The organism is Mesorhizobium sp. CO1-1-7 (genome assembly GCF_020164885.1).
GTDB lineage: Bacteria > Pseudomonadota > Alphaproteobacteria > Rhizobiales > Rhizobiaceae > Mesorhizobium > Mesorhizobium australicum.
Window position 1 is genome coordinate 66960 of sequence record NZ_JAIUHA010000004.1, and the last position, 25496, is coordinate 92455.

25 protein-coding genes and 1 tRNA gene are annotated in these 25496 nt (G+C 64.2%); 6 read left to right on the forward strand and 20 right to left on the reverse strand.

Annotation, left to right across the window (positions count from 1 at the left end):
* Position 1 precedes the first annotated feature (1 nt).
* The 3 genes from LB516_RS09595 to rsfS form a co-directional block, all read right to left on the reverse strand.
* Positions 2-1351, reverse strand: coding sequence for a murein hydrolase activator EnvC family protein (locus LB516_RS09595; RefSeq protein WP_224719406.1), 1350 nt, complete (start codon positions 1349-1351; stop codon positions 2-4).
* 157 nt (positions 1352-1508) lie between these two features.
* Positions 1509-1991, reverse strand: coding sequence for a 23S rRNA (pseudouridine(1915)-N(3))-methyltransferase RlmH (gene rlmH, locus LB516_RS09600; protein ID WP_140616598.1), 483 nt, complete (start codon positions 1989-1991; stop codon positions 1509-1511).
* A 28-nt stretch (positions 1992-2019) separates the two neighbouring features.
* Complete coding sequence (gene rsfS, locus LB516_RS09605) at positions 2020-2397, reverse strand: ribosome silencing factor (protein WP_015315198.1); 378 nt, start codon at positions 2395-2397, stop codon at positions 2020-2022.
* Between the two features lie 242 nt (positions 2398-2639).
* Between rsfS and LB516_RS09610 the strand changes: the two genes are divergently transcribed.
* Positions 2640-3491, forward strand: a complete 852-nt coding sequence (locus LB516_RS09610) for a mechanosensitive ion channel family protein (RefSeq protein WP_140616597.1) — start codon at positions 2640-2642, stop codon at positions 3489-3491.
* On the opposite strand, the gene LB516_RS09615 is transcribed toward LB516_RS09610, so the two are convergent.
* The 5 genes from LB516_RS09615 to obgE form a co-directional block, all read right to left on the reverse strand.
* Positions 3492-4790 carry an MFS transporter gene (locus tag LB516_RS09615; protein WP_015315196.1) on the reverse strand — a complete coding sequence of 433 codons (1299 nt, stop codon included), beginning with the start codon at positions 4788-4790 and terminating at the stop codon, positions 3492-3494.
* A 69-nt stretch (positions 4791-4859) separates the two neighbouring features.
* Positions 4860-5447, reverse strand: coding sequence for a nicotinate-nucleotide adenylyltransferase (locus LB516_RS09620; protein WP_411969385.1), 588 nt, complete (start codon positions 5445-5447; stop codon positions 4860-4862).
* 72 nt (positions 5448-5519) lie between these two features.
* Positions 5520-6806, reverse strand: a complete 1287-nt coding sequence (locus LB516_RS09625) for a glutamate-5-semialdehyde dehydrogenase (protein ID WP_140662570.1) — start codon at positions 6804-6806, stop codon at positions 5520-5522.
* A 3-nt stretch (positions 6807-6809) separates the two neighbouring features.
* Positions 6810-7946 (reverse strand): glutamate 5-kinase, encoded by a 1137-nt coding sequence (proB, locus tag LB516_RS09630; RefSeq protein WP_015315193.1) that lies wholly within the window; start codon positions 7944-7946, stop codon positions 6810-6812.
* 3 nt (positions 7947-7949) lie between these two features.
* Complete coding sequence (obgE, locus tag LB516_RS09635) at positions 7950-8981, reverse strand: GTPase ObgE (RefSeq protein WP_140822653.1); 1032 nt, start codon at positions 8979-8981, stop codon at positions 7950-7952.
* A 132-nt stretch (positions 8982-9113) separates the two neighbouring features.
* Here obgE and LB516_RS09640 point away from each other — a divergent pair, with 132 nt between their 5' ends.
* Positions 9114-9983, forward strand: coding sequence for an endonuclease/exonuclease/phosphatase family protein (locus LB516_RS09640; protein WP_224719408.1), 870 nt, complete (start codon positions 9114-9116; stop codon positions 9981-9983).
* A 99-nt stretch (positions 9984-10082) separates the two neighbouring features.
* On the opposite strand, the gene LB516_RS09645 is transcribed toward LB516_RS09640, so the two are convergent.
* From LB516_RS09645 to LB516_RS09655, 3 genes are all read right to left on the reverse strand, one after another.
* On the reverse strand, positions 10083-10670 hold the full coding sequence (locus LB516_RS09645) for a GNAT family N-acetyltransferase (RefSeq protein WP_140712513.1): 588 nt from the start codon (positions 10668-10670) through the stop codon (positions 10083-10085).
* 119 nt (positions 10671-10789) lie between these two features.
* Positions 10790-11059: a 50S ribosomal protein L27 gene (gene rpmA, locus LB516_RS09650; RefSeq protein WP_015315190.1), complete on the reverse strand. Its 270-nt coding sequence runs from the start codon at positions 11057-11059 to the stop codon at positions 10790-10792.
* Positions 11060-11159: 100 nt separating this feature from the next.
* Positions 11160-11831, reverse strand: a complete 672-nt coding sequence (locus LB516_RS09655; protein WP_140662565.1) for a 50S ribosomal protein L21 — start codon at positions 11829-11831, stop codon at positions 11160-11162.
* A gap of 326 nt (positions 11832-12157) precedes the next feature.
* Here LB516_RS09655 and LB516_RS09660 point away from each other — a divergent pair.
* The 3 genes from LB516_RS09660 to LB516_RS09670 all read left to right on the forward strand — a co-directional run bounded on the left by LB516_RS09660 (position 12158) and on the right by LB516_RS09670 (position 14527).
* Positions 12158-12247: transfer RNA gene (locus LB516_RS09660), tRNA-Ser, on the forward strand.
* Positions 12248-12855: 608 nt separating this feature from the next.
* Positions 12856-13182 (forward strand): low affinity iron permease family protein, encoded by a 327-nt coding sequence (locus LB516_RS09665; protein WP_015315187.1) that lies wholly within the window; start codon positions 12856-12858, stop codon positions 13180-13182.
* Between the two features lies 1 nt (position 13183).
* Complete coding sequence (locus tag LB516_RS09670) at positions 13184-14527, forward strand: phospholipase D-like domain-containing protein (RefSeq protein WP_224719409.1); 1344 nt, start codon at positions 13184-13186, stop codon at positions 14525-14527.
* A gap of 62 nt (positions 14528-14589) precedes the next feature.
* Here the strand turns inward: LB516_RS09670 and recQ are convergent, their stop codons facing one another.
* Complete coding sequence (gene recQ / locus LB516_RS09675) at positions 14590-16425, reverse strand: DNA helicase RecQ (RefSeq protein WP_224719410.1); 1836 nt, start codon at positions 16423-16425, stop codon at positions 14590-14592.
* A 237-nt stretch (positions 16426-16662) separates the two neighbouring features.
* On the opposite strand from recQ, the gene LB516_RS09680 reads away from it, so the two are divergent.
* Complete coding sequence (locus LB516_RS09680; protein WP_224719411.1) at positions 16663-18084, forward strand: coniferyl aldehyde dehydrogenase; 1422 nt, start codon at positions 16663-16665, stop codon at positions 18082-18084.
* 153 nt (positions 18085-18237) lie between these two features.
* On the opposite strand, the gene LB516_RS09685 is transcribed toward LB516_RS09680, so the two are convergent.
* The 8 genes from LB516_RS09685 to uxaC all read right to left on the reverse strand — a co-directional run bounded on the left by LB516_RS09685 (position 18238) and on the right by uxaC (position 25404).
* Positions 18238-18576, reverse strand: a complete 339-nt coding sequence (locus tag LB516_RS09685; protein ID WP_224719412.1) for a cupin domain-containing protein — start codon at positions 18574-18576, stop codon at positions 18238-18240.
* Between the two features lie 10 nt (positions 18577-18586).
* Positions 18587-19351: a 2-dehydro-3-deoxy-D-gluconate 5-dehydrogenase KduD gene (kduD, locus tag LB516_RS09690; protein ID WP_224719413.1), complete on the reverse strand. Its 765-nt coding sequence runs from the start codon at positions 19349-19351 to the stop codon at positions 18587-18589.
* A complete protein-coding gene (gene kduI / locus LB516_RS09695) occupies positions 19348-20199 on the reverse strand; it encodes a 5-dehydro-4-deoxy-D-glucuronate isomerase (protein WP_224719414.1) in 852 nt (283 codons plus the stop codon). Before kduI ends, kduD begins: the two co-directional genes overlap by 4 nt.
* 22 nt (positions 20200-20221) lie before the next feature.
* The gene (locus LB516_RS09700; RefSeq protein ID WP_015315180.1) at positions 20222-20995 is read right to left on the reverse strand and encodes a FadR/GntR family transcriptional regulator; all 774 of its coding nucleotides are present in this window, start codon (positions 20993-20995) and stop codon (positions 20222-20224) included.
* Between the two features lie 114 nt (positions 20996-21109).
* Positions 21110-22390 carry a TRAP transporter large permease gene (locus tag LB516_RS09705; RefSeq protein WP_140822662.1) on the reverse strand — a complete coding sequence of 427 codons (1281 nt, stop codon included), beginning with the start codon at positions 22388-22390 and terminating at the stop codon, positions 21110-21112.
* A 3-nt stretch (positions 22391-22393) separates the two neighbouring features.
* Positions 22394-22918 (reverse strand): TRAP transporter small permease, encoded by a 525-nt coding sequence (locus LB516_RS09710; protein WP_041163297.1) that lies wholly within the window; start codon positions 22916-22918, stop codon positions 22394-22396.
* Positions 22919-22980: 62 nt separating this feature from the next.
* Positions 22981-23958: a TRAP transporter substrate-binding protein gene (locus LB516_RS09715; RefSeq protein ID WP_224719415.1), complete on the reverse strand. Its 978-nt coding sequence runs from the start codon at positions 23956-23958 to the stop codon at positions 22981-22983.
* Between the two features lie 33 nt (positions 23959-23991).
* Positions 23992-25404, reverse strand: coding sequence for a glucuronate isomerase (uxaC, locus tag LB516_RS09720; protein ID WP_224719416.1), 1413 nt, complete (start codon positions 25402-25404; stop codon positions 23992-23994).
* Positions 25405-25496 lie beyond the last annotated feature (92 nt).

The window sequence follows — 25496 nt, forward strand, 5'->3', positions numbered from 1 at the left end:
TTCACGTCCTTCCAGAAAAACGGTCCGCCCACCATGGGGCCGGATCGACGGGTTTTCCATCCTTGCGGAACTCGACATAGAGCTCCGGCGTGGCATTTCCATTCTTCGAAACCGAGGTGCTTGCCACCCGGGCTTCTCCCATCGCGCCGACCGGCTCTCCTGCAAGCACCGACTGGCCAGTCGCGACGCTGATTCTGCTCATCCCAGCCAAGACGACATGATAACCGTCGCCGGCATTGAGGATCAAGAGTTGACCGTAGGAGCGAAACGGCCCCGCATAAAGCACATTCCCATCCGCCGGCGCGGTAACGATGGCTCCCGATTGTGTCGCAACCATGTCCCCAAGCATCAAGGCGCCGTTACCGTCGTCGGCGCCAAACCTGAGTTTGATGCGGCCGGTGACCGGCAGGGCGACCTGTCCTTGCAGTGCCGAGAAAGGCGCCGCGGCGGTCAACCTGTTGCCTTCGGGAACCGGCAGCGATGCCGTCTGGTCGCCACCGGGCTCGGTGCCGCCGGCCTGGCCAGCGGCGGCTGCCTTTGCGGCATCCGCCGCCTTGCGGTTCTTGTCTGCCTGCGCTTCGAGCGAGGCGATCAGATCCTTCAGGCTGCTGGCTCTGGCCGCCAATTGCTCGGAACGCTGCTGTTCGGCCGCCATCTGCGCCTTGGCGTCGGTCTCGAGCTTCTGCTTGGCTTCGAGCAGCATGCCGAGCCGCTTCTTCTCCGCCATCTGATCGCCGACCGCCGCCGTCAGCCGCGCCCGTTCGGCCTCGATCGAAGCCGTCACCCGGGTCTGCTCCTTGAGATCGGCCAGCAGGCTGTCGGTCTGCTGGCGCAACTCAGGCACCACGGCGCCGAGCAGGATGGCGCTGCGCACCGACGACAGCGCATCTTCCGGCTTGACCAGGATCGCCGGCGGCGGGTTGAGCCCCATGCGCTGCAGGGCGCCCAGCACTTCGGCCAGCACATCGCGCCGCGCCGCCAGCGAAGTACGGATCTTCTGTTGCTGGCCCTTCAGCCCTTCCAGCTTGGCGCCGATGTCCTCGATGTCCTGGCCGAGCTTCTGCTCGGTCATCGCCGACTGGATGAGTGCCGCGGTGATCGAGGCGTGGTCCTTCTTGACCGCGGCGATGTCGGCGGCGAGCTTGGCCAGCCGTTCGGACGACAGCGTTATTTCCTTCGAAACCTGCTCGTATTCGGCACGGCTCTGGTCCGGATCGGGCGCCATGTCGAGCGTGTTTTCGGCCCGCACCGCATGCAGCGAAAGAAGCGTCGCCGCCGCGGCGATACCGCAGCGCACGCGCCAGGAGCCTCCCGTCGATGGGCCCGTCGTCGATTTCCAGCTTTCAGACATTCGCGATCGATTCTATCCGCGCCTTCGTTAACGAATCATCAACCATGTTAGCGCCTGTCGCCCAAAGGGTTCGCAATAACGCAATGCAACGGAAAAACAGGCCCACGTCGAATCTTGCGCGGCATTTGGGGCCAAATTCGGTGCGATCCGGCGGCTTTCAGGACCTGTGGTAGGGATGACCCGACAGGATCGTCGCCACCCTGTAGAGTTGTTCACCCAGCATCACCCGCACCAGCTGATGCGGCCAGGTGAGCGCCCCGAACGACATCACCAGCTCGGCCTGGCCGCGCAGCGACGGATCGTGGCCGTCGGCGCCACCAATGGCGAGGACCAGCGCCTTGCGTCCGCCGTCGCGCAACTGTCCCAGACGGCCGGCGAAATCCTGTGAAGACAGGCTCTTGCCTCGCTCGTCGAGCAGGATGAGGGCCGTGCCTGGCTGCAGCTGTGCCTGCAGCCGCGAACCTTCGTCGCGCTGGCGCTCGGCGGCGCTCTGCGCGCGGCCCTCGACGATCTCGGTGATTCCGGCGAATTCGAGCCCCACGCCGGGTCCGCTCTTGGCGAACCGCTCGAAATAGCGGTCGGCCAACTCCCGCTCGGGGCCGGCTTTCATTCGGCCCACGGCATGAACTGAAATCTTCATCCTCGCCTCTATAAGCCCCGCGAAGGGCTTAGTGGAGGGTCTCTTCCTCGAGATCCGGCGCCTGCCACATCTTTTCGAGATTGTAGAATTCGCGGACTTCGGGACGGAAGACATGGACGATGATATCGCCAGAATCGATCAGGACCCAGTCGGCGCCTGACAGTCCCTCGACGCGCGCGGTGCCGAGACCGGCATCCTTGAGCGCCTTAAGGAGATGGTCGGCGACAGCCGCGACATGACGGTGCGATCGGCCCGACGCAACGACCATGTAGTCGCCGAGGCTCGATTTCCCCTGAATGTCGATTGAGACAATGTTTTCGGCCTTGGAGTCTTCCAGACTGGCAAGGACTGTCTTGATGGCACGGGACACGGCGTCGTCTACGCTGATCCTGGCCGGCGAAGGCACTATGTCGGCCTTCTTCCGCAGTGCTGTTCTCAGTGTATTTCCTTTCGCAGCAAGAACAACCAAATCACCCCTTGAAGCAGGTGACACCACTTAGATAGGCAGAGTTCCGTTGCAGTTTCAAGACGGAGCCCCGATGGACGCGAACTCGCCGAGTGGAATGTTGTTCCACGGGTGACGCAAAAACATCGGAACCCAGGCTTTCCACAGCGGTTACCGGCTGACCGACCAACCGGAATCCCGCCATGCCGATCGACCCGCAAAACACCCTTCTCACCGTCCAGACCGGCCTCGCGCAGCTGAGTACGCTGATCGTCTCCTATTCCTTTTCCGCCATCGGCGCCGTCATCCTCCTGGTGGTCGGCTACATCGTTGCCAACCTTGCCGAGCGCACGATCTCGGCTGGCCTCGGCCATATCCATGGTTTCGACGCGACGCTGCGGCATTTCTTTTCAAAGATCGGGCGCTACGCCATTCTGATCCTCGTCGTCATCATGGTGCTCGGCCAGTTCGGCGTGCAGACTGCATCGATCATCGCCGCGATCGGCGCCATCGGCCTCGCCATCGGTCTCGCCCTGCAAGGCACGCTGCAGAACATCGCTGCAGGCATCATGCTGCTCGCGTTGCGGCCATTCCGCATTGGCGAATCCGTTGAGGTCGGTTCCATTGCCGGTTCGGTCGAGGAAATCGGCCTTTTCGCCACCAAGCTCAGGACCGCCGACGGCATCTACATATTGGCACCGAATTCGACGCTTTGGAATCAGCCGGTGCGCAATTTCACCCGCAACGGCGTGCGCCGCACCGACATCACGCTCAGCATCGGCTCCTGGAACGACATAGACGGCGCCCAGAAGACATTGCTTGCCATTGCCGGTGCCGAGAAGCGCATCCGCCGCGAACCGGCGCCGATCGCCTTCGTGGCCGGGCTCGGCGATACGACCGTTTCGCTCACCTTGCGCTACTGGACCGCGGCGGCGGACCATTTCGCCACCCAGATCGACATGACGAAACGCGCCAAGCAGGTCTTCGACAGCGAAGGCATCTCGATCCCGCAGCCGCCTCCGGAAGCATCGCCACCCGAGGCCCGCAAGCAGTAATCAGTCGCCCCTGTGGCGGACCACTTCGTCCGGCGCGAAGGCGAGTTCGACCGGCAAGGGTGCTTGCGCCGACATCGGCGCGAAACTGCCCGTGGCGGCCGCCGGGACGCGGCCCGCCGCGATCACCCGCCACAGCACGAAAAGGCAGAATACCGAGGCGATGACGATGCCGACATAGATGAAGGTTGCCGTGCCGAAGACGGCGGAAAGCGCCGTGACGATGCCCGGCACGATGAAGCCGGCGAGCGACCAGGCAAACAGCATCGAGCTCGACAGCGCCAGCAGTTCATCCTTCCTGGCGCGGTCGGCGGCATGCGCGCTGGAGAGCGCGTAGATCGATTCCGCCGCCCCGTCCCAGATCAGATAGATCACCACCAGCACCATCAGCGCACCGCCGTCGAAGGCGATGGCGAGCACGCTGGCAACGACCGCCAGCGCCGCGGCGCCGGCAAGCACGTAGCGCCGATCAGTACGGTCGGAGAGCCAGCCGAGCGGTATCTGCAGGATCAGCGTGCCGACCGGCATTGCCGACAGCAGCAGCGCGACATCGGCTTGGCTGTAGCCCTTGGCCGTGGCGTGGATGGGCGCGAAGCCGGAAATGATCATCGACAGGCCGCCGACCGCCAGCATGCCGGCGACGCCGACCGGCGAAATCCGCCAGGCTTGGCGCAGCGCCACCGAAGCCGCCTGCGGCGCCGGCGGCTGGGCAAGGCGTGTCATGCCGACGGGCAGGATCGACAGAGCGGTAAAGGCGATGCCGATCAGTGACGCGGCCGCCGTGTGGATGTCGATCACGGCAAGCGTCGCATAGCCGACCCCAAGACCGGCAATGTAGGCGACGTAGAACACGGCCATCACCCGGCCCCGTACGGCGTTCGGCAGCGCGTCGTTGAGCCAGCTTTGCGCGACGATGAACAGGCCGCATATGGCAAAGCCGTAAAGCGCGCGCGCCACGATCCACAGCAGCGGGTGCGGTCCGGCGCCGATGGCGGCATTGGACAGCGCGATCAGCGCCGACAGCACCATGAAGGCGCGGGCGTGGCCGACCCGGCGCACCAGCGGACCGGTCAGGATACAGCCGGCGAGGCCGCCGGCCGACAGGCCGGTGACGATCAGCCCTGCCCAGACCGGATCGAACCCTTCGACGCCGAGCCGGACGGGGATATAGGCGAACATCAGCCCGTTGCCGATGGCAATCAGCGCCATCGACACGATGACACTGGCAATCGCGATCAGCGGCGCAGGCGTGCTGCCCTGGTCGGGATCGATCGTGGGATGGGTTTTCTTGTGAATCGCCATGGCTGGTCAGCATCGCCCATGGGTCAGGCGGACGCCGCTGTAAAAACGACATGGCCGGACGGACGACGCTCAACCCTTCGCCATCTTCCGGATCGCGCTCGACGACAGCAAGGAACGCGGACCGTGGATGAAGGTCCAGGCCGGCGCCTTCATCCGCGCAAGCCTTGGCGCGTCGCCTTCGTCGATGCGGGCGTAATCGAAGGTCTTGGCGACAACCGACGACAGAAAGGACAGCGTCGCGCCCGGGCGGTCGATGACCGCGATCGGAAAGGTCATGACGATCTCGCGCCAGCGCTGCCAGCGATGGAAGTCCCTCAGGGAATCGGCGCCCATGATCCAGACGAAGTCGACGCCGGGATTGCGCGCCTTGACCAGCGCCAGCGCGTCGGCGGTGTAGCGCACATTGTGTGCCGCCTCGAAGGCGGTGACCTTGATCTTCGGGTTCTTGGCGATCTTCTCGGAAAGCACGATGCGCTCGCCCAGCGGCGCCAGTTCGCGCGTGCTCTTCAGTGGATTGCCTGGGGTCACCATCCACCAAAGCTGGTCCAGCGCCAGACGCCGCAAAGCGATTTCGGCGACCAATGCGTGGCCGGCATGCGGCGGGTTGAACGAACCGCCAAACAGTCCGACGGCCAGCCCCTTCTCGGCATGCGGCATCTTCAGATAGCTGGAGGGTATCGCCGGTTCGGAAGAGGCCAGCATCGCTTCAGGCTCTGGCGACGAAAAGCTTCAAGGCCTCACCTGTCCCGACCCGCGCACGCGATATTTGAACGAGGTCAACTGCTCGACGCCGACCGGCCCGCGCGCGTGCATCTTGCCGGTGGCGATGCCGATCTCGGCACCCATGCCGAACTCGCCGCCATCGGCGAACTGCGTCGAGGCGTTGTGCAGCAGGATCGCCGAATCGATCTCGTTGAAGAACCGTTCGACCGCCTTCGCGTCCTCGGCGACGATCGCCTCGGTATGATGCGAGGAGAAGGTTTCGATGTGATCGATCGCACCAGCGATCCCGTCGACCAGCTTCACCGCGATGATCGCGTCGAGATATTCGGTCACCCAGTCGGCGTCGGTCGCCGGCTTGGCGTCGAAGAACATTTTCATCACTTCTTGATCGGCATGGATCTCGCAGCCGGCGGCGCGCAGCGCATCGAGGACCGGCACCAGATGGGTGGCGGCGACCGCACGGTCGACCAGCAGCGTTTCGGCGGCACCGCAGACGCCGGTGCGCCGCATCTTGGCGTTGACGGCGATCCGCACCGCCATGTCGAGCTCGGCGGAGCGGTCGATATAGAGATGACAGATGCCTTCGAGATGGGCGAAGACCGGCACCCGCGCCTCGCTCTGCACCCGCCCGACCAGGCTTTTGCCGCCGCGCGGAATGATGACGTCGAGATTGCCGCCAAGCCCCTTGAGCATCTCGCCGACCGCAGCGCGGTCGGTGGTCGGCACCAGCTGGATGGCATCCCCGGGCAGACCGGCCGCCTTCAGTCCCTCGACCAGGCAGGCATGGATCGCCGAGGAGGAATTGAGTGAATCCGAGCCGCCGCGCAAGATGACCGGATTGCCCGCCTTGAGGCAGAGAGCGCCGGCATCCGCCGTCACGTTCGGCCGGCTTTCATAGATGACGCCGACAACACCGAGCGGCGTACGTACGCGCTCTATGCGCAGACCGTTCGGCCGCTCCCACGCGGCGATGACATCACCGACTGGATCGGGCAGGGCAGCGATTTCGCGAATACCGTCCGCCATGGCGCGGATGCGTGCCGGATCGAGCTTCAGCCGATCCATGAAAGAGCCGGAAAGCCCGGATTCGTGGCCATTCGAGACATCGATGGCGTTGGCGTCGAGAATGTCCCGCGCGCGGGAAATGATCGCGTCGGCCATAGCGACAAGAGCGGCGTTCTTGGCGGCGGCGGTGGCGATGGCCAGCGGTCGGGCGGCAGCGCGGGCGCGGCGCCCGATATCGGCCATCAGCGCCACGGTGTCGTCCCCGGATTTTTCATGCAGCTTCAGCATGGCTCATCCTCCGCTTGTGTCGCTTCCGGCGTGACTTACGACGAGATCGTCGCGGTGGATCATCGCCGAACGCGCCTCGTAACCGAGCACCGTCTCGATCTCGGCCGTCTTCAGGCCTGCGATCCTTACGGCATCGGCGGCATCGTAGGCAACCAGCCCGCGCGCGATCTCGCGGCCTTCGGGCGACAGGATCGCCACCGTGTCGCCGCGGGAGAAATTGCCGCTGACCAGCTTGACGCCGGCCGGCAGCAGCGACTTGCCCGAAATGAGCGCGCCGATGGCGCCGGCATCGACGGTCAGCCGCCCGGCCGGTTCGAGCTGGCCGGCGATCCAGGTCTTGTAGCCTTTCACCGGATTGGCGCTGGGCTTGAAGAACGTCGCGCGCTCGCCGCGCTCGATCGCCATCAGCGGCGACAGCCTTGTGCCGGAGGTGATGATCATCGCCGTGCCCGCAGCATTGGCGATCTTGCCCGCGTCGAGTTTGGTACGCATGCCGCCGCGCGACAGCTCGGACGCGGCGGCTCCCGCCATCGCTTCGATGTCTGGTGTGATGCGGTCGACCACCGGAATGAACTTTGCACCGGGGTCCGACGCTGGCGGCGCGGTGTAGAGCCCGTCAATGTCGGAGAGCAGCACCAGAAGGTCCGCGCCCATCATGGTGGCGACGCGGGCCGCCAGCCGGTCATTGTCGCCATAGCGGATTTCGGAGGTCGCCACCGTGTCGTTCTCGTTGATGACCGGCACCGCCTTCATCTTGAGCAGCGTCGATATGGTGGCCCGCGCGTTGAGATAACGCCGGCGCTCCTCGGTGTCGCCGAGCGTCAAAAGGATCTGGCCCGATTTCAAGGCACCCTTGCCGAGCGCGTCCGACCATGCGCCGGCGAGCGCGATCTGCCCTACGGCGGCGGCGGCCTGGCTCTCCTCGAGCTTCAGGGCGCGCTTGCCAAGGCCAAGGATGGTGCGGCCGAGCGCGATGGCGCCCGACGACACGACGAGGATTTCGGCGCCTCCCTGGGCAAGCACCGCGATGTCGTCGGCGAGCGAGGCCAGCCAGTCGCGCTTCAGGCCGCTCGCGCGGTCGACGAGCAATGCCGAGCCGATCTTGACGGTGATGCGCCGGTATTTCCTGAGCGGCTGCATGCCTTACTTTTCCCAGCGCGACTCGACCGGCGCGGCGATCCGCGCACGCGCCTCCGCGATGACAGCCATCAACGCCCGCTGCACCGCCTCGACGCCCTCGCCGGTGACCGCCGACAGCAGCATCGGCGCGCGGCCGGCGGCACGCTTCAGCGAGGCAACCTTCTTCTTGCGCGCGTCTGCGTCGAGCGTGTCGACCTGGCTCAGCGCCAGGATCTCGGCCTTGTCGGTCAAGCCGTGGCCATAGGCCTCGAGCTCGGCCCGCACGGTCTTGTAGGCCTTGCCCGGGTTCTCTTCCTGCGCGGAGACCAGGTGCAGCAGCACGCGCGTGCGCTCGACATGGCCGAGGAAGCGGTCGCCGATGCCGACGCCTTCATGCGCGCCTTCGATCAGACCTGGAATGTCGGCGATGACGAATTCGCGCGCATCGATGCGGGCGACGCCGAGGCCCGGATGCAGCGTCGTGAACGGATAGTCGGCGATCTTCGGCTTGGCCGCGGTGACGGCGGCAAGGAATGTCGACTTGCCGGCATTCGGCAGCCCGACCAGCCCGGCGTCGGCGATCAGCTTCAGCCTGAGCCAGATATTGAGTTCTTCGCCGGGAAGGCCGGGATTGGCGCGTCGCGGCGCCTGGTTGGTCGAGGTCTTGAAATGCTGGTTGCCGAAGCCGCCATTGCCGCCCTTGGCCAGGAGAAAGCGCTGGCCGACGACGGTGAGGTCGCAGATCAGCGTCTCATTGTCCTCTTCGAAGACCTGCGTTCCGGCCGGCACTTTCAGCGTCACATCGGCGCCCTTGGCGCCGGTCATGTTGCGGCCCATGCCGTGGACTCCGGTCTTGGCCTTGAAATGCTGCTGGTAGCGATAGTCGATCAGTGTGTTCAGCCCGTCGACCGCTTCCAGCCAGACATCGCCGCCGCGGCCGCCATCGCCGCCATCCGGGCCACCGAACTCGATGAACTTCTCGCGCCGGAACGACACCGAACCGGCGCCCCCGTCACCCGAGCGGACATAGACCTTGGCTTGATCGAGAAATTTCATGGGACTGCAGTTTCTTTTATTGGCTTTGCGGCATTGCTCTAAACCTTGGGCCTTGCTCTAAACCAAGGCGCGGCGAAGGGCGAGGCCGTTTTGTGACGATGGCCGCGCGGGGTTGGCCGGAGAGACGTCGGAATGAAGCTTGTAACCTACAACATCCAGTACGGCATCGGTCTCGATGGACGCTACGATCTCGGGCGCATCGCCGACGCGGTGCGCGGCGCCGACGTAATCGCGCTGCAGGAGGTCACCCGCAACAATCCCCGGAACGGCAGCCGCGACATGGTGGCCGAGATCGGCGAGGCGCTGCCCGATTATTTCGCCGTCTATGGCAGCAATTTCGAGGCCAATATCGGCTCGCGCATCGAGGACGGCCGCGCCATCACCACGACCTTCCAGCTCGGCAACATGGTCTTGTCGAAAACACCCATTCATCTGTCGCGCAACCTGCTTCTGCCGCGCAGCCGCAGCTTCGAGATGATGAACTTCCAGCGCGGCGCGCTGGAAGCCCTGATCGAGACGCCGCTTGGTTTCATCCGCTTCTATTCCATCCATCTCGATCACCGCAGCCCGGTCGAACGCGCCAGCCAGATCCAGTTCCTGCGCCAGCGCCTGTTGAATTATGCGCTCGAAGGCGGTGCGCTGTCCGGCGTCGCCGAGATCGGCCTGCCGGAACTGCCGCATCCGGAAGCCTTTGTCGGCATGGGCGATTTCAACATGCTGGCCGGCTCGCCCGAATATGTCGAACTTGCCGGCCGGCCGGACCATGAATTCGGCATGCCGCTGACCGCCGACTTCGCCGTCGATGCCGCCCTGCGCCTCGATGTCGCCGGCGACGATCTCGTCTCCTGGGTCGATCCCAACGACCCCAGCAACACCGACCGCCACAAGCGCATCGACTATATCTTCACCAGCGCCTCGCTTGCCCGGTCGCTGAAGCGCCTTTGGGTCGACAGACAGTCGGTCGGTTCCGACCACCGGCCGGTCTGGGTCGAACTGGGCTAAGCCCAAGTCCGGTCCCCAGCTGATTTGTCCTGTTTCGCCCCACGCGCCAAGGTGTGCCGATATTCAGGTCAGGCCGGCCTCACCTGAATATCGACGCACCTAGAAGTGGATCCAATTGCGCAGGCTCGTCCAGGTTTTCCTGTCGAGCCGATAACGCTCGACCGGCACCTGGCCGGCGACGATCGAATTCAGCATGCCCTGGCCGGCATATTGGAAGCCGCATTTGTGGATGACGCGGCGTGAAGCCGGATTGATGACCCTGGTCGAGGCCTGCAGCACCTGGATCGACGTCTTCTGGAAGGCGAGGTCGACCAGCGCGTGCGCGGCTTCCGTGGCGTAGCCCTTCTTCCAGTAGGGCTCGCCGATCCAGTAGCCGAGCTCAAGGCCGCGATCGGTGGTGTTCAGCCCGGCGCAGCCGACGAAAGTGTCGGTGCCGGCCAGCGTCAAGGCATAGGCGATGCCGGCGCGCCGCGCCTTGGTCATGGCGAGGAAAGCACGTCCCTCGGCCTCCCCATAGGGGTGCGGCATGCGCGCCAGCATCTCGGCAACGTGACGGTTGTCGGCAAGCTCGACCAGTTGCGCGATATCCCGCTCATCGGGAGCGCGCATCACCAGCCGCTCGGTGACCAGCACCGGGCAGTCTATCGCATAACTTTCGTCTTCACTGTCTTCCGCTTCGGCAACCATTTCAAATTCCTCCAGGCACAAGAAAAAGGGGAGATGGAAACCCATCTCCCCTGATCCTTTTCCTGGTTTTGCCAGACACCGGTCCCGAGATGGGCGCCGGTGTTCTAGTGCGGAACCGGCTACTCCGCGGCTTTGGTAATCGGGTTGACCGATACGTAGGTTCGGCCGTTGGCTTTTTTGTTGAACGTCACGGCGCCGGTTTCGAGCGCGAAAAGGGTGTGGTCCGTGCCCATGCCGACATTGACGCCGGGATGCCAGGTGGTGCCGCGTTGACGAATGATGATGTTGCCCGGGATGACGGCTTCGCCGCCGAACTTCTTCACGCCCAGACGCTTGGAATGCGAGTCGCGACCGTTGCGCGACGAGCCGCCAGCTTTCTTGTGTGCCATCTAACTAACTCCGATGCGCCCATGGGCGCTTGAATGGTCTTATGAACGCGTTCGCGTTCCGTTTCAAGTCCGATCCGGCGACGTTTCGCGCCGGTTCGCCTTACTTCTTAGCCAGTTCCTTGGCCTGCTCGCGCCAGTCCTTGATCTGGTCGGCGCTGAACGGCATGTTCTCGTCGATCTTGGCAACGTCCTTCTCGGTCAGCTTGGCGAGCTGCGCGAAGGTGATGATGCCCTGCTCGGCGAGATCCTTGGCGGCGACCGGGCCGATGCCCTTGATCACGGTCAGGTCGTCCGGCTCGCCCTTCGGCGCCTTGAACAGCGGCGCGGCGACGGCCTCGGCCTTCGCGTCTTCCTTGGGGGCGGCGTCCTTCTTGGCCTTGGCTTCCTTCGGCGCGGCCTCGGGAGCGACCTCAGCCTTGGCTTCCGCCTTGACGGCCGCCTTCTTGGCGGGCTTGGCGCCACCCAGCAGGATCTCGGAGATCCGCACGGTGGTCAAAAGCTGGCGATGGCCGATCTTGCGGCGCGAATTCTGGCGGCGACGCTTCTTGAAAGCGATGACCGTGCGGTTCTTGCCCTGCTCGACGACTTCGGCGGTCACCAGGGCGCCATCGACGAACGGCGCGCCGAACGTGACATTCTCGCCCTCGCCATGAGCGAGCACGTGGCCGATCTCGACGATGTCGCCGACATTGGCTTCGACTTTTTCGATCTTCAGGAGATCGTTGGCGGCAACGCGATACTGCTTACCGCCCGTTTTAATGACTGCGAACATTTTTTGCCTTTCGCTGTTCGGTCGGCCTTGATGAACCGCCTCTGGCGGTTCGGCCGTCTTTTTGTCAGTCTGCGGGTTCAAAAAACAAGCGGCGTGGAAGAACCCTCCACGCCGATTGCGCGCTGTCCCTAACCGAAGGTTGCGTGGGAGTCAAGGCAAACGCGCCGGGTTCCCTGCCATGCGGGCGAGACTCCTGCCCAGGACGGAGCGTGGCACTCCGAACGAGGCCCGGACAGGAAGCTGAATTTCCGGTGGATTTGGCCTTGTAACCTGCCCGTTCAGCCGTTATCTAGTGCGCCGCGCCGGCAACGGCCGACCATGACCGCGGAGAGGTGGCAGAGTGGTCGAATGCACCGCACTCGAAATGCGGCATGGGTGCAAGCCCATCGGGGGTTCGAATCCCTCCCTCTCCGCCATTTCCCCAAATTGAAAATGCCGGCGGCATCGGCTCACGCCAATTCGCTGGCTCGGCTCCAATTGGAGAGGCGCTGACATGCGTGCGGCGGGACGCGACCGGCTGTCGCGGGTCGGAAAATAAGAAGCGATGCCGAGGAACCAAAGCATGTCCCTCAAGTTCGATATCCGTTTCCAGGGGAGATCGAGTTCAGCATGCAAGGTCGAGGGCCAATCAAGGCAGCACTTCGAGCACAGGCCGATGAGGTACGCATCCGCATCGGCATCCTCCAGCAGGAGTTGACCACCAACCGCAAAAGCATGGGAGGCACATTGCGGTTGGGGTACGAGATAAAGTCGAGGAAAGTCCTTCTGGCGCGTCTGGAAAGGGTATTGGCGCAGTACTCGCCGGGCTGCCTGCTTGACGACGTCCCGACGCTGCGGCGCTCCGAGACAGGCCCGCGATCGCAAGGCTCCCATTGCAGCCTCTGACGCAGCAGCCGTTCGAGACAACGCCCAACCCAGACGGATGGTCAGGGCCTGACGGCGCTTTCTGCAGACAACTGTGCCGCACGGCAGCCTTCGCCGACGCGCTCGCGGGAACCTGCGTTACCGTGGAAAGTTCCTGCTGATGGCAAATCACCCCATTACCGGCGCGCTCACCTCGATCGGCACGTGGACCTCTCGTCCGGCAGCATTCCTGGTCCTGCTGGCCTATGCGATCTTCTGGATCGTTTTCGACCGGCAAAGCTTGAACTGGCATGGCGCGGCTACGCTCCTCACCTGGGCCATGACGCTCTTCATTCAGCGGGCTGAACATCGCGATACCCAGGCCATTCATGCCAAGTTGGACGAAATGCTGAGATCAAACAGTTCGGCTTCGACCATCACCCGCATCGACGATGAAGAGCCCGAGGACATCGAGAAACATCGCGATCGCAAGCAGCAGGGCGACTGACATGCGCGCTGCCGGTCTCGTGGCGTTCCTGAGGGGCGCGAAGCCAACGCGGTTGGATCGAAAATTCAGCCCGCTGCTCAAGGGATTAAGCTATGTGGCCGTTGCGGTTGTCGCCGGTCTGGCCACGTTGGCGGCCATAAACCTGACCCCTGAACCGCGGGTTTTGCGGACGATTGTCCCGCATCGCTTCGACGCATCGGATCCGCAGTTCGCGAGGTCGATGAGCAGCTACTCGCTGGGACAGATGTCAAACGCGAACGCGGTGCAGACCCTTGTGAACGGCGACGAGATTTTTCCTTCGATGCTCCAGGCGATCGGCGCGGCCCGGTCCACCATCGATTTTGAGACCTATATCTATTGGTCTGGGGCCGTTGGATATGAATTCGCACAAGCCTTGGCGGCCAGGGCGCGGCAAGGTGTGGAGGTCCGCGTGCTTGTCGACTGGGTCGGCAGCCTGCCTTTCGACGAAAACCTGATCCACATCATGACAGGAGCCGGCGTGAGGTTCCACCGCTACCGGCCGATCCATTGGTATACGTTGGACCGTGTGAACAACCGGACCCATCGCAAACTGCTCATTGTCGACGGACGAGTGGCCTTTACGGGCGGCGTCGGCATCGCCGACAAATGGCAGGGAGACGCCCGCAATCCGGATGAATGGCGCGAAACGCACTATCGGATCGAAGGGACCGCCGTACCTGCTTTCCAGGCAGCCTTTGCCGAAAATTGGTTGGAGACGACCGGTGAGACATTGCAGGGTCGGAAGTTCTACCCTCCGCCCGAACCGGCAGGGTCGCTCGGCGCCCAGCTGATACTTTCTTCGCAGCCAAATGGCTCGGAGAACATGGAATTGATGATGCTGGCCGCGATAGCCGCCGCGAGGGATCACCTGCGAATCGGAATGGCCTATTTCGTCCCCGACGACATCGCCCTCCAGCAGATCCTGGACGCCAGGAAGCGAGGCGTGTCTGTCGATGTGATCGTTCCGAACGCGCTCACCGACGTGCCTTTGGTTCGGAAGGGCTCGCGCTATTTCTGGGGCGACTTGCTTAGGGCTGGGGTGCGCATCTACGAGTTTCAGCCCACCATGTATCATCCCAAGCTGCTGATCGTTGACGACGTCTGGACGAGCTTTGGTTCCACCAATCTGGACGAACGCTCCTTGCGGCTGAACGATGAAGCCAGTCTGAACGTCTACGGCAGGGATTTCGCGAACACGCAGATCGACCTGTTCAACCAAGACCTTGGGAGATCCCGGCAGATCACCCTGGCTGAATGGGAAGCGCGTCCCCTGCGGGAAAAAATTTCGGACTGGCTGGCCAGCAGGCTGCGCTCCCAACTTTGATGACCTGGCTTTTACTGCTCATTCGACCAGCCTGATCAGCCCTACCGCTCGCCATCAAGCTTTCAATCAGGCTGTTGCGCGGCGATCGCGGCCAGGAAAACCACGCCGAACTCCTTGAGCTTGGCCCCTCCCACGCCATTCACTTCGGCAAAGGCGTCGAGGTCGCGCGGGCGGCGGTCGGCCATGTCGATGAGCGTGCGGTCGGAAAACACCACATAGGCCGGCACCTGTCGCTCCTTGGCGAGCCGTAGCCGCAGCGACTTGAGCGCCGCCAGCAGCGAAGCATCGACGCCCTCGGCTCCGGCGGCGGCGCCTTCCCCGGAACGCTTCCTGCCGCGCGCCAGAGGGTCCCGCGTCTCGACGCGATACTGGAATGCAATCTCGCCACGGCCGAGCGCGCGGCCGCTTTCGGAGATGGCGAGACCGCCATGGCCCTCGGGATCCGGCATCAGGAACCCGCCGGCCACCAGTTGCCGGACCAGCGACAGCCACACTGTCTTTCTGTGCGCGGCGCCGGTGCCGAAACTGCTGAGTGTTTGATGAGCTCTCGCCAGCACCTTCTCGGTCTCGTGGCCAAGCAGGATATCGATGACATGGGCCACGCCGAAGCGCTCGCCGCTCTCTGCGACCGCCGCCAGGATCTTCCGCGCTTCGGCACTGCCATCGGCGCGCGGCGCCTGGTCGAGGCAGTTGTCGCAATTGCCGCAGGCCTGGGCCTCTTCGCCGAAATAGCCGAGCAGCACCTGGCGGCGGCATTGCGCCGTCTCGCAATAGCCGATCAGCGTGTCGAGCCGGCGGTGTGACCGCCTCTTGTGCTCTGACGAGGCATCCTCGTCGTCGATGAACAGCCGGCGCATGCGGATGTCGCCAAGGCCGTAAAGCATATGCGCTTCGGCCTCGCGTCCGTCGCGGCCGGCACGGCCGATTTCCTGATAATAGGCTTCCAGGCTGCCCGGCATATCGGTGTGGAAGACAAAGGCGACATCAGGCTTGTCGATGCCCATGCCGAACGCGATGGTTGCCACCATGACGACGCCGGACAAGGTCATGAAGGCGTTTTGATTGGCTTCACGCGCCTCCTTGCTCATGCCGGCGTGGTAAGCGAGCGCGGTGACGCCGTTGCGCTTCAGAAAGGCCGCGATCTCTTCCGTTTTCTTGCGCGACAAGCAATAGATGATGCCGCTCTTGCCCGCATGGCGCTCGATGAAGCCGAGCAGCTGGCGCTTGCTGTCCTGCTTGGGCGCGATGGCCAGCTTGATGTTGGGCCGGTCGAAACCGAGCACCAGCGTTTCGACCTGCTCGGCGAACAGGCGGGCGGCGATGTCGGTACGCGTGCTCTCATCGGCCGTCGCCGTCACCGCGATGATCGGCACATTGGCAAAGATGCCTCGCAACCGGGACAGATCCTCATATTCGGGCCGGAACGCCGGACCCCATTGCGAGATGCAATGCGCCTCGTCGATGGCGATCAGGCTGACGTGGAGCCTGGAAAGGGCGTCCAGCATGCGCTCGGTCATCAGCCGCTCCGGCGCCAGATAGAGCAGCCGCGTCTGGCCAGATGCCACACGGCGCCAGGCCGCGACATTGGCCTCGCGGTCGAGCGAGGAATTGATCGTATCGGCCGCCACGCCGGCAAGCCGCAGCGCCGCGACCTGGTCCTGCATCAGAGCCACCAGCGGCGAGACGACGAGGGTGAGCCCGCCCAGAACCAGTGCCGGAACCTGGTAGCAGAGCGATTTGCCCGCGCCCGTCGGCATGACGGCCAGCACATGGCGCCCGCCAAGCAGTGCGTCCATGACGTCGGCCTGGCCGGGGCGGAAATCGTCGAAGCCGAACACCTCCTTCAGGACGCGCCGCTTGGGATCGCCGGCCCTGATGCCCGCCGCCTGCGCCGGCATCAGACAGCCGCCCGGCGGCAAGCGATGTTTCGCGTACGGGAGAGATCGGGCAAGATGGTCAAGGGCGACTCCTTGTGAGGTCTTGGAGTAGCCCACCGCTCATCCCATCACAACCGCCCTGTCAATGCCCTCGGCAACACCGCCGGCGACGCCTTCCCCAGCGGCACACGCACCCCTGATGGATTCCGCCGCGTTGCGATGTAAGCTTGCCCTCGCCGATACGCCACGGAGGGCGCGATGCTGCAGGTGAGACAGGATTTGCTGGGCGAGCGGTTCCGGCTGCAGCGCGCCGCCTTCAAGGCACAACCCTTTCCCGACCTTGGCGTCCGCAAGGACCGGCTGAGGCGCCTGCTGGCGCTGACCGAGCGGCACGAGACCGAAATCTGCGCTGCGATCGATGCCGACTTCGGCGGCCGCTCGGCGCATGAGACCCGCCTGGCCGAACTGTTCGTCGTGCGCGCCGGCATTCGCCATGCGCTCGCCCATGTCGGCGGCTGGATGCGGGAGCGCCGCGTTGCCACCACCTTGCCGTTTCTGCCAGGCAGGAACCGCCTCGTGCCGCAGCCGCTCGGGGTCGTCGGTATCGTGTCTCCCTGGAATTATCCTTTTCAGCTCGCCGTCGCGCCGGTTACGGCCGCGCTTGCCGCCGGCAACCGCGTGCTGGTCAAGCCTTCCGAACTGACGCCTGCTTTTTCCGGGCTGCTGACCAGGCTGGCTGGCGAACATTTCGCCCCGGATGAACTCAGCGTCATCGCCGGCGATGACGATACGGGGAAAGCCTTCGTCTCGATGCCGTTCGATCATCTGCTGTTCACCGGTTCGACGGCGGTCGGACGCCAGGTTGCGATCGCCGCCGCCGCCAACCTGACCCCGGTCACGCTCGAACTCGGCGGGAAGTCGCCGGCGATCCTCGACCCCTCCTGCGATCTTGACACTGCGGTTGCCAGCGTCGCCTATGGCAAGCTGTTGAATGCCGGGCAGACCTGCATCGCGCCGGACTATTTGCTGGTGCCGAAGGGACAAGCAGGTACGATCGCCGCGAAGCTCGCGATCGCCATGGCGCGGCTCTACCCCTCGCTGCGCGACAACCCCGACTATACCGCCATCATCAGCGATCGGCATTACCAGCGTCTGCGCGCCATGATCGCGGAAGCGCGCGACACGGGTGCCGATGTCACCGAGATCAACCCGGCCGGCGAGGACCTCGGCAATGCGGGCCGGAAGCTTCCGCCGACCCTGGTCAGCAACGCAGGCTCGGACCTGAAGCTGATGCGCGAGGAGATTTTCGGCCCGGTGCTGCCGATCGTCGAATACGCCACGCTCGACGACGCGATCGCTTATGTGAACAGCGCCGACCGGCCGCTGGCGCTCTACTGGTTCGGCAATGACAGCGGCAACCGCCAGCGCATCCTGCGCGAGACGGTCGCCGGCGGCGTCACCATCAACGACTGTATGCTGCATCTGGTGCAGGAGAACCAGCCCTTCGGCGGCGTCGGCGCCAGCGGCATGGGCGCCTATCACGGCGAATGGGGTTTCCGCACCTTCAGCAAGGAGAAACCGGTCTTCCTGCAGTCGCGCTTGAGCGCGGGGAGCCTTCTGCGGCCGCCCTACGGCAAGACGTTCGAACGGCTTTTCGGCCTGCTCAGGCGCATCACCTGACGCGCATTAAGTCTATCTTCACCATGATGCGGCAGCTTTCGCACTCTGCGGTGATGTTTTGAGTACCGCGGCGCCATTGGCGCCCAGGCAACAACCCGCGCTTCCCTGGAGGCGCGGGTTTTTTCGTTGGCCGAGAAATCGTCGGCGACCCGGTCAGGCGAGGAAATCGGCGCGGTGCGGCGTAAAACTGTCGACCAGCCGCCCCGCCTCGAGCGCCTTGACGCCGTGCACCAGGCCGGAGGGCACGATGAAGCTGCCGCCGGTCTCGACGATTTCGGTCCGGCCGTCGATGGTCACCTCAAAACGGCCTTCGGCTACATAGCTCGCCTGCACATGCGGATGCGAATGCAGGGCGCCGACACCACCCTTGTCGAAACCGAATTCGACCATCATCAGTTCGTCGGTAGTGAGGAGAACCCGCCGGCGATTGCCGTCCGGGGTCGGCGTCCAGTCACCCTGGCCGGCATGCGCGAAAATCTTCGGCTCGGTCATCGTCTTCTCCTCATCGCGCCAGCCATCCCCCATCCACCGGCACCACCGCGCCATGCATATAGTTCGAGGCCGGCGCCAGCAGGAAGACGGCGGCATCGCCAATGTCTCCGGGCTCGCCCCAGCGGCCGGCGGGAATGCGCCCGAGGATAGCCGCGCTGCGGTCGGGATCGGCGCGCAGCGCCTGCGTGTTGTTGGTGTCGATATAGCCCGGCGCTATGCCATTGACGTTGATGCCCTTCGCCCCCCACTCGCAGGCGAGCAGCCTGGTGATGCCGAGCACGCCATGCTTGGACGCCGTGTAGGACGCGACGCGGATGCCGCCCTGGAAACTCAGCACCGAGGCGATGTTGACGATCTTGCCCTGGCGTCCACCGGCAAGGAGGCGCCGCGCAAAGGACTGACACAGCAGGAAGACGGACTTCAAATTGACGTCGATCACGTCGTCCCAGTCGGCTTCGCCGAGATCGACGGCATCGGCGCGCCGGATGATGCCGGCATTGTTGACCAGCCCGTCGATCGGACCGTTTTGATCCCAGACGCGGTCCAGCATCGGTCCGACTGCTGCCGTGTCGGCAAGATCGATGCTCACCGCCTCGAATTGGCCGCCCACAGCGCCTACCTTGCTCGCGGTATCGTCCATCGATGAGCGGCCGACGCCGATCACGGCGCCACCGGCGCGCGCGATCGAGATGGCAATGCCTTGGCCGATGCCGGTGTTGGCGCCGGTCACCAGGATGCGCTTGCCGGCCAGGCTGAAGGCGGAGAGGTCGCTCACCGCAGCATGTCCATCGCCACCGGATCGACATCGGTGTAGTCGACATTGTCGCCGGCCATCGCCCAGATGAAGGCATAGTTGGACGTGCCGGCGCCAGAGTGGATCGACCAGCCCGGCGACAGCACCGCCTCCTCGTTGCGCATGACGATGTGGCGTGTCTCGTCCGGCTCGCCCATGAAGTGGAAGACGCGGGCCGCCTCGGGCAGGTCGAAATAGAGATAGGCCTCCATGCGCCGGTCATGCACATGGCACGGCATGGTGTTCCAAATCGAGCCCGGCGCCAGCTGGGTCATGCCGACGACGAGCTGGCAGGTTTTTGTTCCCCCGGCATGGATGAACTGGAAGATCGAGCGCTCGTTGCAGGCCTCCTTGCTGCCGAGATCGAGGCGCTTGGCGTCATCGAGGCGGATCAGCCGGCTGGGATGAGCCTGATGCGCCGGGGCGCTGAGCAGATAGAACTTGGCGGGGTCGTTCCTATTGGCAGAAGCGAAGGAAACCGTGTCGGTGCCCATGCCGAGATAGAGCATGTCGCGCGCCCGCAGGTCGAAGGACTGGCCGCCGGCTTCGATCGTGCCGGCACCGCCGATGTTGACGGCGATCAATTCGCGCCGGTCGAGAAACCCCTTGGTGCCGGTCGGCTTGATCGCTTCCAGTGGCAATGCCGTTGCCGCAGGCACGGCGCCGCCGACGATCATGCGGTCGTAGTGCGTGTAGGTCAGGCTGATGCGCCCGGGCTGGAAGAGATCCTCGATATGGAAATTATGGCGCAGCTCATCCGTTCCCATGGCGGCCGCCGCCGCCGGGTCGATGGCGAAGCGCGATGTGTAGTCGGTGTGGTTCTGGCTCATTTCTGTCCTGGCTTTCGGTGGATCATTCGCCCGCGGCCGCCTTGACCGAGCTGGCGTAGTAGGCCTGCCGCGCCTGCAGCCGCTCGCGGTAACGCTGCTGGCTGGCGCCGAGATGGGTGCGCATCGCCTCGCGCGCGGCTTCGGCATCGCCTGCCGTGATCGCGTTCAGGATCACCAGATGCTCGCGCTGCAGCCCGCGCTGGTAGCTGTCGGACTGCGCCAGTTCGGTCGACCAGGGCGAGGTCACGTCGCACGGAATGGCGCGCCGGCCGAGCACGTCGAGCATCTCGACATAGAAGGGGTTATTGGTGGCGCTGGCGATGGCGCGATGGAAGGCGAGGTCGGCCGGACCGGTCGGCTGGCTGTCGAGCAGCAGCCGCTCGAACTCGAAGAAGGCTTCCTGGATCGCCGCCTCCTGCGCGGCGTTGCGACGGATGGCAGCGAGCCCAGCCGATTCGATCTCGATCGCCAGCCGCACCTCGAGCACGTTGAGCGCGACCGAATCCTTGGCTCCCATGTCGGCGGCGAGCGCCCCGAACATGGTCGAAATATGCTCTGTGACGAACACCCCGGCGCCCTGCCGCGGCTCGACCAGACCGTCGGCGGCAAGCTTGGCCAGCGCCTCGCGGATGACGGTTCGGCTGACGCCGAAGGTTTCGGTCAGCTGGCCCTCGGTCGGCAGCTTGTGGCCGGGCGGGATCTCGCCCGCCTGCAACTGCTTGCGGATCGCCCCCACGACGGTTTCCGACAGCTTGGGTTTTCTCTCGACCCTGAGGTCGTTTGCGGTATCGGACACCTCGGTGACCTCCCAGTGCAATTCCACGAAAAGTGCGTAGCGGCTTTCCGCCTGGAATTGCGTAAACACAAAGAGTTAGAGCGGTTCAACGATTCTAACGATCGCCGAACCGCTCTAATGGAACAGGCCCGGTAGCCACAATGAGATTTCCGGCACGTAGGTGACAAGCATCAGCACGGCGAAGGCGGCGCCGTAGAATGGCCAGATCGAGCGCATCGCGGTCCAGATCGGAATTCGCCCGATGGCGCAGCTGACGAACAGAACAGCGCCGACCGGTGGCGTGCAAAGCCCGATGCCGAGATTGAGGATGAGGATCACGCCGAAATGCACGGGATCGACCCCATAGGCCATGACGACAGGCAGGAAGATCGGCGTCGTGATGATGATCAGCGGCGACATGTCCATGAAAGTGCCGAGAATGAGCAGGACAACGTTGATCAGCAGCAGGATCACCAGCTTGTTGTCGGACACCGACTGCAGAAAGGCGACCAGTGCCGCCGGTACCCTAAGATAGGCGAGCAACCAGCCGAAGGCCGCCGCGCAGCCGATGATCATCAGCACCATGGCCGTGGTGCGCACCGACGCCGTCGTCGCCGCGACGAAGTCGCCCCAGCTCATTGAGCGGTAGATGATCAGCGTCACCAGGAAGGCGTAGACGATGGCGATGCAGGAACTCTCGGTCGCGGTGAAGACACCGGACCTGACGCCACCGAAGATGATGGCGATCAGGATGAGCCCGGGAATGGCCGCGACAAGCAGTTGCAGGGCCCGGCCGAAGCCGGCGAAGGGCTCCGTCGGATATCCCCGGCGGCTGGCGACCCAATAGGCCGTTGTCATCAGCGACAGCGCCAGCAGCAGACCCGGCAGCACGCCAGCCGTGAACAGGTCGGCGATCGAGATACGGCCGCCGGCGGAGATCGAATAGATGATCATGTTGTGGGACGGTGGAATGAGAAGCGCGATGATGGCCCCGACCGAGGTGATGTTGACGGCATAGTCGACGCCGTAGCCGCGCGCCTTCATCTGCGGGATCATCAGGCCGCCGACCGCCGACGCATCCGCCACCGCCGAGCCGGAGATGCCACCGAACATGGTCGATGCGGCGATGTTGACCTGCCCCAGGCCGCCGCGCAAATGACCGACCAGGGAGCCTGCCAGCGCGACCAGCCGCGCGGCGATACCACCGCGCACCATCAGGTCTCCGGCGAAGATGAAGAACGGGATGGCCATCAGCGAAAAGACGCTGACCCCGGAATTCAGCCGCTGGAACACCACGACCGGCGGCAAGCCAAGCGTGAGGATCGTGGCAAAGCTGGCAACGCCGAGGCAGAAGGCGATCGGCGTGCCGATGACCAGCAGGAACACGAAGGTGCCGAAGAGGACGATCAGGGCCATGGTTCAGGGCTCCTCGCCGGTTGCATGAATGTCGGCGTCGACGGGCAGGCCGGCAAAGCGCCCGGCCAGCCGTTCCAGCGAAAACAGACAGACCAGCGCCCCACCCAGGATGACCGGCAGGAAGCTGACGCCGCCCGGCAGGGCAAGTGACGGCATGACCGTGTTCCAGGTCAGCCTGGCCAATTGCACGCCATAGACGATCATGCCGGCGCCGAAGGCCAGCACGACAAGGTCGGAAATGCTGCGCAGTACCGCCTTGGCCGAAACAGGCAGGACATAGAGCAGCACGTCGAAGCCGAGATGGGTGCGTTCGCGCACGCCGACGGCGGCGCCGAGAAAAATGAACCAGCCCATCAGCAGAACCGAGAAGGATTCCGTCCAGCTCGGCGAACGGTTCAGCACATAACGCGAGAAGACCTGCCAGAAGATGATGATCGTCATCAGCGTCAGGCCGGCGCCGCTGATCCAAAGCGCCAGCCTGGCAAGCCCTGACAGGACCCGCTCCGCACCCAGCCAGAATCCTCGCATGGCCGACACGTCCGAAGGCAGCGCGGGGGCCTCCGCGCTGCTCGATCCATTGCCCTTGCTGTTCATTTCTCGGCCTGTATGCGGGCGGCTAGGTCCTTCAGTTCGGGCGTCGACAAGTACTTGTCGTAGACGGGCTTCATCGCGTCGATCAGCGGCTGTTTGTCGATCTCGCTGACCTTGACGCCCGCGGCCTCGACGATGCCGCGCGACTTCTTCTCCTGCGCGTCCCACAGTTCGCGCATCTTGACGACGCTGTCCTTGGCTGCCTGGCGCACGATCGCCTGGTCTTCCGGCGAGAGCTTGTCCCAGCTTGCCTTCGACATGACCAGCACTTCCGGCACGATCTGGTGTTCGTCCATCGTGTAATGCTTGGCCACTTCGTAGTGCTTGGCGGATTCGAAGCTCGGCCAGTTGTTTTCGGCGCCGTCGATGACGCCGGTCTGCAGCGCCGAATAGACTTCGCCATAGGCCATCGGCGTGGCGTTGGCGCCAAGCGCGTTGACCATGTCGACGAACACATCGGACTGGATGACGCGGAACTTCATGCCTTTCATGTCCGCCATCGAGGTAATGTCCTTCTTGGTGTTGTAGAAGGACCGAGCACCGGAATCGTAGAAGGCGAGGCCGACGAGATCATGCGCCTCGAACGCCTTCAGGATCTGGTCGCCGACAGCGCCGTCCATGACGTGGCGCATGTGCTTGACGGAGCGGAACATGTAGGGCAGCGACGGCACGGCGGTCTCCGGCACGATGCCGTTGAACGGTCCCATCGAGACGCGGTCGAGGTCGATGACGCCGGCCTGGGTCTGCTCGATTGTGTCCTTTTCCTCGCCGAGCTGCGCCGAGTGATAGACCTCGATCGAATAGCGGCCTGCGGTGCGCTGCTTGATCAGGTCGCCCATGTACTTGACCGCCTCGACGGTCGGGTAGCCGTCCGGATGGGTATCCGAGGATCGCAGCACGGTTTCGGCGTTGGCAGCGCCGATCAGCAGCGAACCGATGGCGAATGTCGCCGCCGTCAATTTCGAAAAATGCAACATGACTTCCTCCCTTTGAAAATCGAAACGCCCGGCTCAGAGCCGGTACGCATTCTTGGCAAGCGTGTAGGCAAGCTCCTTCGCGAGTTCATGCGCCTCGTCCTCACGCAGCCTGTGCTCGGCGACGAGACGCGCCAGGAACGCACAGTCGACCCGCCGCGCCACGTCGTGGCGGGCCGGTATCGACGGAAAGGCGCGAGTGTCGTCGTTGAAGCCGACCGTGTTGTAGAAGCCGGCGGTCTCGGTGGTCATCTCGCGGAACCGGCGCATGCCTTCCGGGCTGTCGTGGAACCACCAGGCCGGCCCGAGCTTCAGCGCCGGATAGACGCCGGCCAGCGGCGCCAGTTCGCGCGCGTAGCTGGTTTCGTCCAGCGTGAACAGGATGACGGTCAGGTCGCGCTCAAGCCCGACGCAGTCCAGTAATGGCTTCAACGCCGTGACATAGTCGGTCCGGGTCGGGATATCGAAACCCTTGTCCCTGCCGAATTTCTGGAAAGCAGAAGCCGAATGATTGCGCATGGAGCCGGGATGGATCTGCATGACCAGCCCGTCGTCCCGGCTCATCTTGGCCATCTCGGTCAGCATCTGCGCGCGAAACAATTTTCGCTCGCGCTCATCCTGCGAGCCGGCGCGAACCCGGTTGAACAGCTCCTGCGCCGCCGCATCGGAAAGATTGGCGGTCTCCGCCGTGGGATGACCGTGATCCGACGAAGTCGCGCCGAAGCTCTTGAAAAAGGCGCGCCGCTGGCGATGTGCGTCGAGATAACCGGCCCAGGCCCCGGTGTCGCAGCCGGTGATCTCGCCGAGCCGATCGAGATTGGCCGAAAAGCCTTCGAATTCGGGATCGACGACGGCGTCCGGCCGATAGGCGGTGACGACACGGCCCTCCCAGCCGCTGTCGCGGATCATCTGGTGCCATTTGAGATCGTCGAGCGCGCCTTCGGTGGTCGCGATGACCTCGATGTTGAAGCGCTCGAACAGCGCGCGAGGGCGGAAGTTCTCCCACTGCAGCAGCGTTGCGATCGTATCGTAATGGCGGTCGGCGGTCGCGGCGCTCAACGGCTCTTCGATGCCGAACAGATGCGCAAGGACATGGTCGAACCACAACCGGGTCGGCGTGCCGCGGAAGAGATAATAGTGTTCGGCGAACAGCCGCCAGATAGCTCTGCCGTCGGTCTCGACGGGCGCACCATCAAGGGTCGGCACGCCGAGAGCCTCCAGCCGCACGCCCTGGCTGAACAGCATGCGAAAAATATAGTGGTCCGGCACGATGAGCAGTTGCGCGGGATCGGGGAACGGCTCGTTCAGCGCATACCAGCGCGGGTCGGTATGGCCGTGCGGGCTGATGATGGGCAGGTCCTTGATGCCGGCGTAGAGGGCGCGGGCAATCGACAGCTGACGCGCCTCGGCTGAAAACAGCAAATCCGCATTGGTCAGTGCCACGGCCATCCTCCGGCTCCATGGGTAGGATCGGTCAGAAATAATGTCAACATACAAAAATCGGATTGTTGTATGATGACTCCTAGGCAAAGCTGAGCATT

Excerpts from the sequence above, each read along its gene's own strand:
- LB516_RS09705 (WP_140822662.1), bottom strand. The coding sequence starts at position 22,390 with ATGGCCCTGATCGTCCTCTTCGGCACCTTCGTGTTCCTGCTGGTCATC.
- LB516_RS09620 (WP_411969385.1), bottom strand. The coding sequence starts at position 5,447 with ATGCCGCATGCCGAGAAGGGGCTGGCCGTCGGACTGTTTGGCGGTTCG.
- rlmH (WP_140616598.1), bottom strand. The coding sequence starts at position 1,991 with ATGAAGATTTCAGTTCATGCCGTGGGCCGAATGAAAGCCGGCCCCGAG.
- obgE (WP_140822653.1), bottom strand. The coding sequence starts at position 8,981 with ATGAAATTTCTCGATCAAGCCAAGGTCTATGTCCGCTCGGGTGACGGG.
- LB516_RS09715 (WP_224719415.1), bottom strand. The coding sequence starts at position 23,958 with ATGTTGCATTTTTCGAAATTGACGGCGGCGACATTCGCCATCGGTTCG.
- LB516_RS09680 (WP_224719411.1), top strand. The coding sequence starts at position 16,663 with ATGCTGCAGGTGAGACAGGATTTGCTGGGCGAGCGGTTCCGGCTGCAG.
- LB516_RS09595 (WP_224719406.1), bottom strand. The coding sequence starts at position 1,351 with ATGTCTGAAAGCTGGAAATCGACGACGGGCCCATCGACGGGAGGCTCC.
- LB516_RS09625 (WP_140662570.1), bottom strand. The coding sequence starts at position 6,806 with ATGCTGAAGCTGCATGAAAAATCCGGGGACGACACCGTGGCGCTGATG.
- rpmA (WP_015315190.1), bottom strand. The coding sequence starts at position 11,059 with ATGGCACACAAGAAAGCTGGCGGCTCGTCGCGCAACGGTCGCGACTCG.
- recQ (WP_224719410.1), bottom strand. The coding sequence starts at position 16,425 with ATGCCGGCGCAGGCGGCGGGCATCAGGGCCGGCGATCCCAAGCGGCGC.
- proB (WP_015315193.1), bottom strand. The coding sequence starts at position 7,946 with ATGCAGCCGCTCAGGAAATACCGGCGCATCACCGTCAAGATCGGCTCG.
- LB516_RS09610 (WP_140616597.1), top strand. The coding sequence starts at position 2,640 with ATGCCGATCGACCCGCAAAACACCCTTCTCACCGTCCAGACCGGCCTC.
- LB516_RS09655 (WP_140662565.1), bottom strand. The coding sequence starts at position 11,831 with ATGTTCGCAGTCATTAAAACGGGCGGTAAGCAGTATCGCGTTGCCGCC.
- LB516_RS09640 (WP_224719408.1), top strand. The coding sequence starts at position 9,114 with ATGAAGCTTGTAACCTACAACATCCAGTACGGCATCGGTCTCGATGGA.
- LB516_RS09665 (WP_015315187.1), top strand. The coding sequence starts at position 12,856 with ATGGCAAATCACCCCATTACCGGCGCGCTCACCTCGATCGGCACGTGG.
- kduI (WP_224719414.1), bottom strand. The coding sequence starts at position 20,199 with ATGAGCCAGAACCACACCGACTACACATCGCGCTTCGCCATCGACCCG.
- LB516_RS09670 (WP_224719409.1), top strand. The coding sequence starts at position 13,184 with ATGCGCGCTGCCGGTCTCGTGGCGTTCCTGAGGGGCGCGAAGCCAACG.
- LB516_RS09685 (WP_224719412.1), bottom strand. The coding sequence starts at position 18,576 with ATGACCGAGCCGAAGATTTTCGCGCATGCCGGCCAGGGTGACTGGACG.
- LB516_RS09615 (WP_015315196.1), bottom strand. The coding sequence starts at position 4,790 with ATGGCGATTCACAAGAAAACCCATCCCACGATCGATCCCGACCAGGGC.
- LB516_RS09645 (WP_140712513.1), bottom strand. The coding sequence starts at position 10,670 with ATGGTTGCCGAAGCGGAAGACAGTGAAGACGAAAGTTATGCGATAGAC.
- uxaC (WP_224719416.1), bottom strand. The coding sequence starts at position 25,404 with ATGGCCGTGGCACTGACCAATGCGGATTTGCTGTTTTCAGCCGAGGCG.
- LB516_RS09710 (WP_041163297.1), bottom strand. The coding sequence starts at position 22,918 with ATGCGAGGATTCTGGCTGGGTGCGGAGCGGGTCCTGTCAGGGCTTGCC.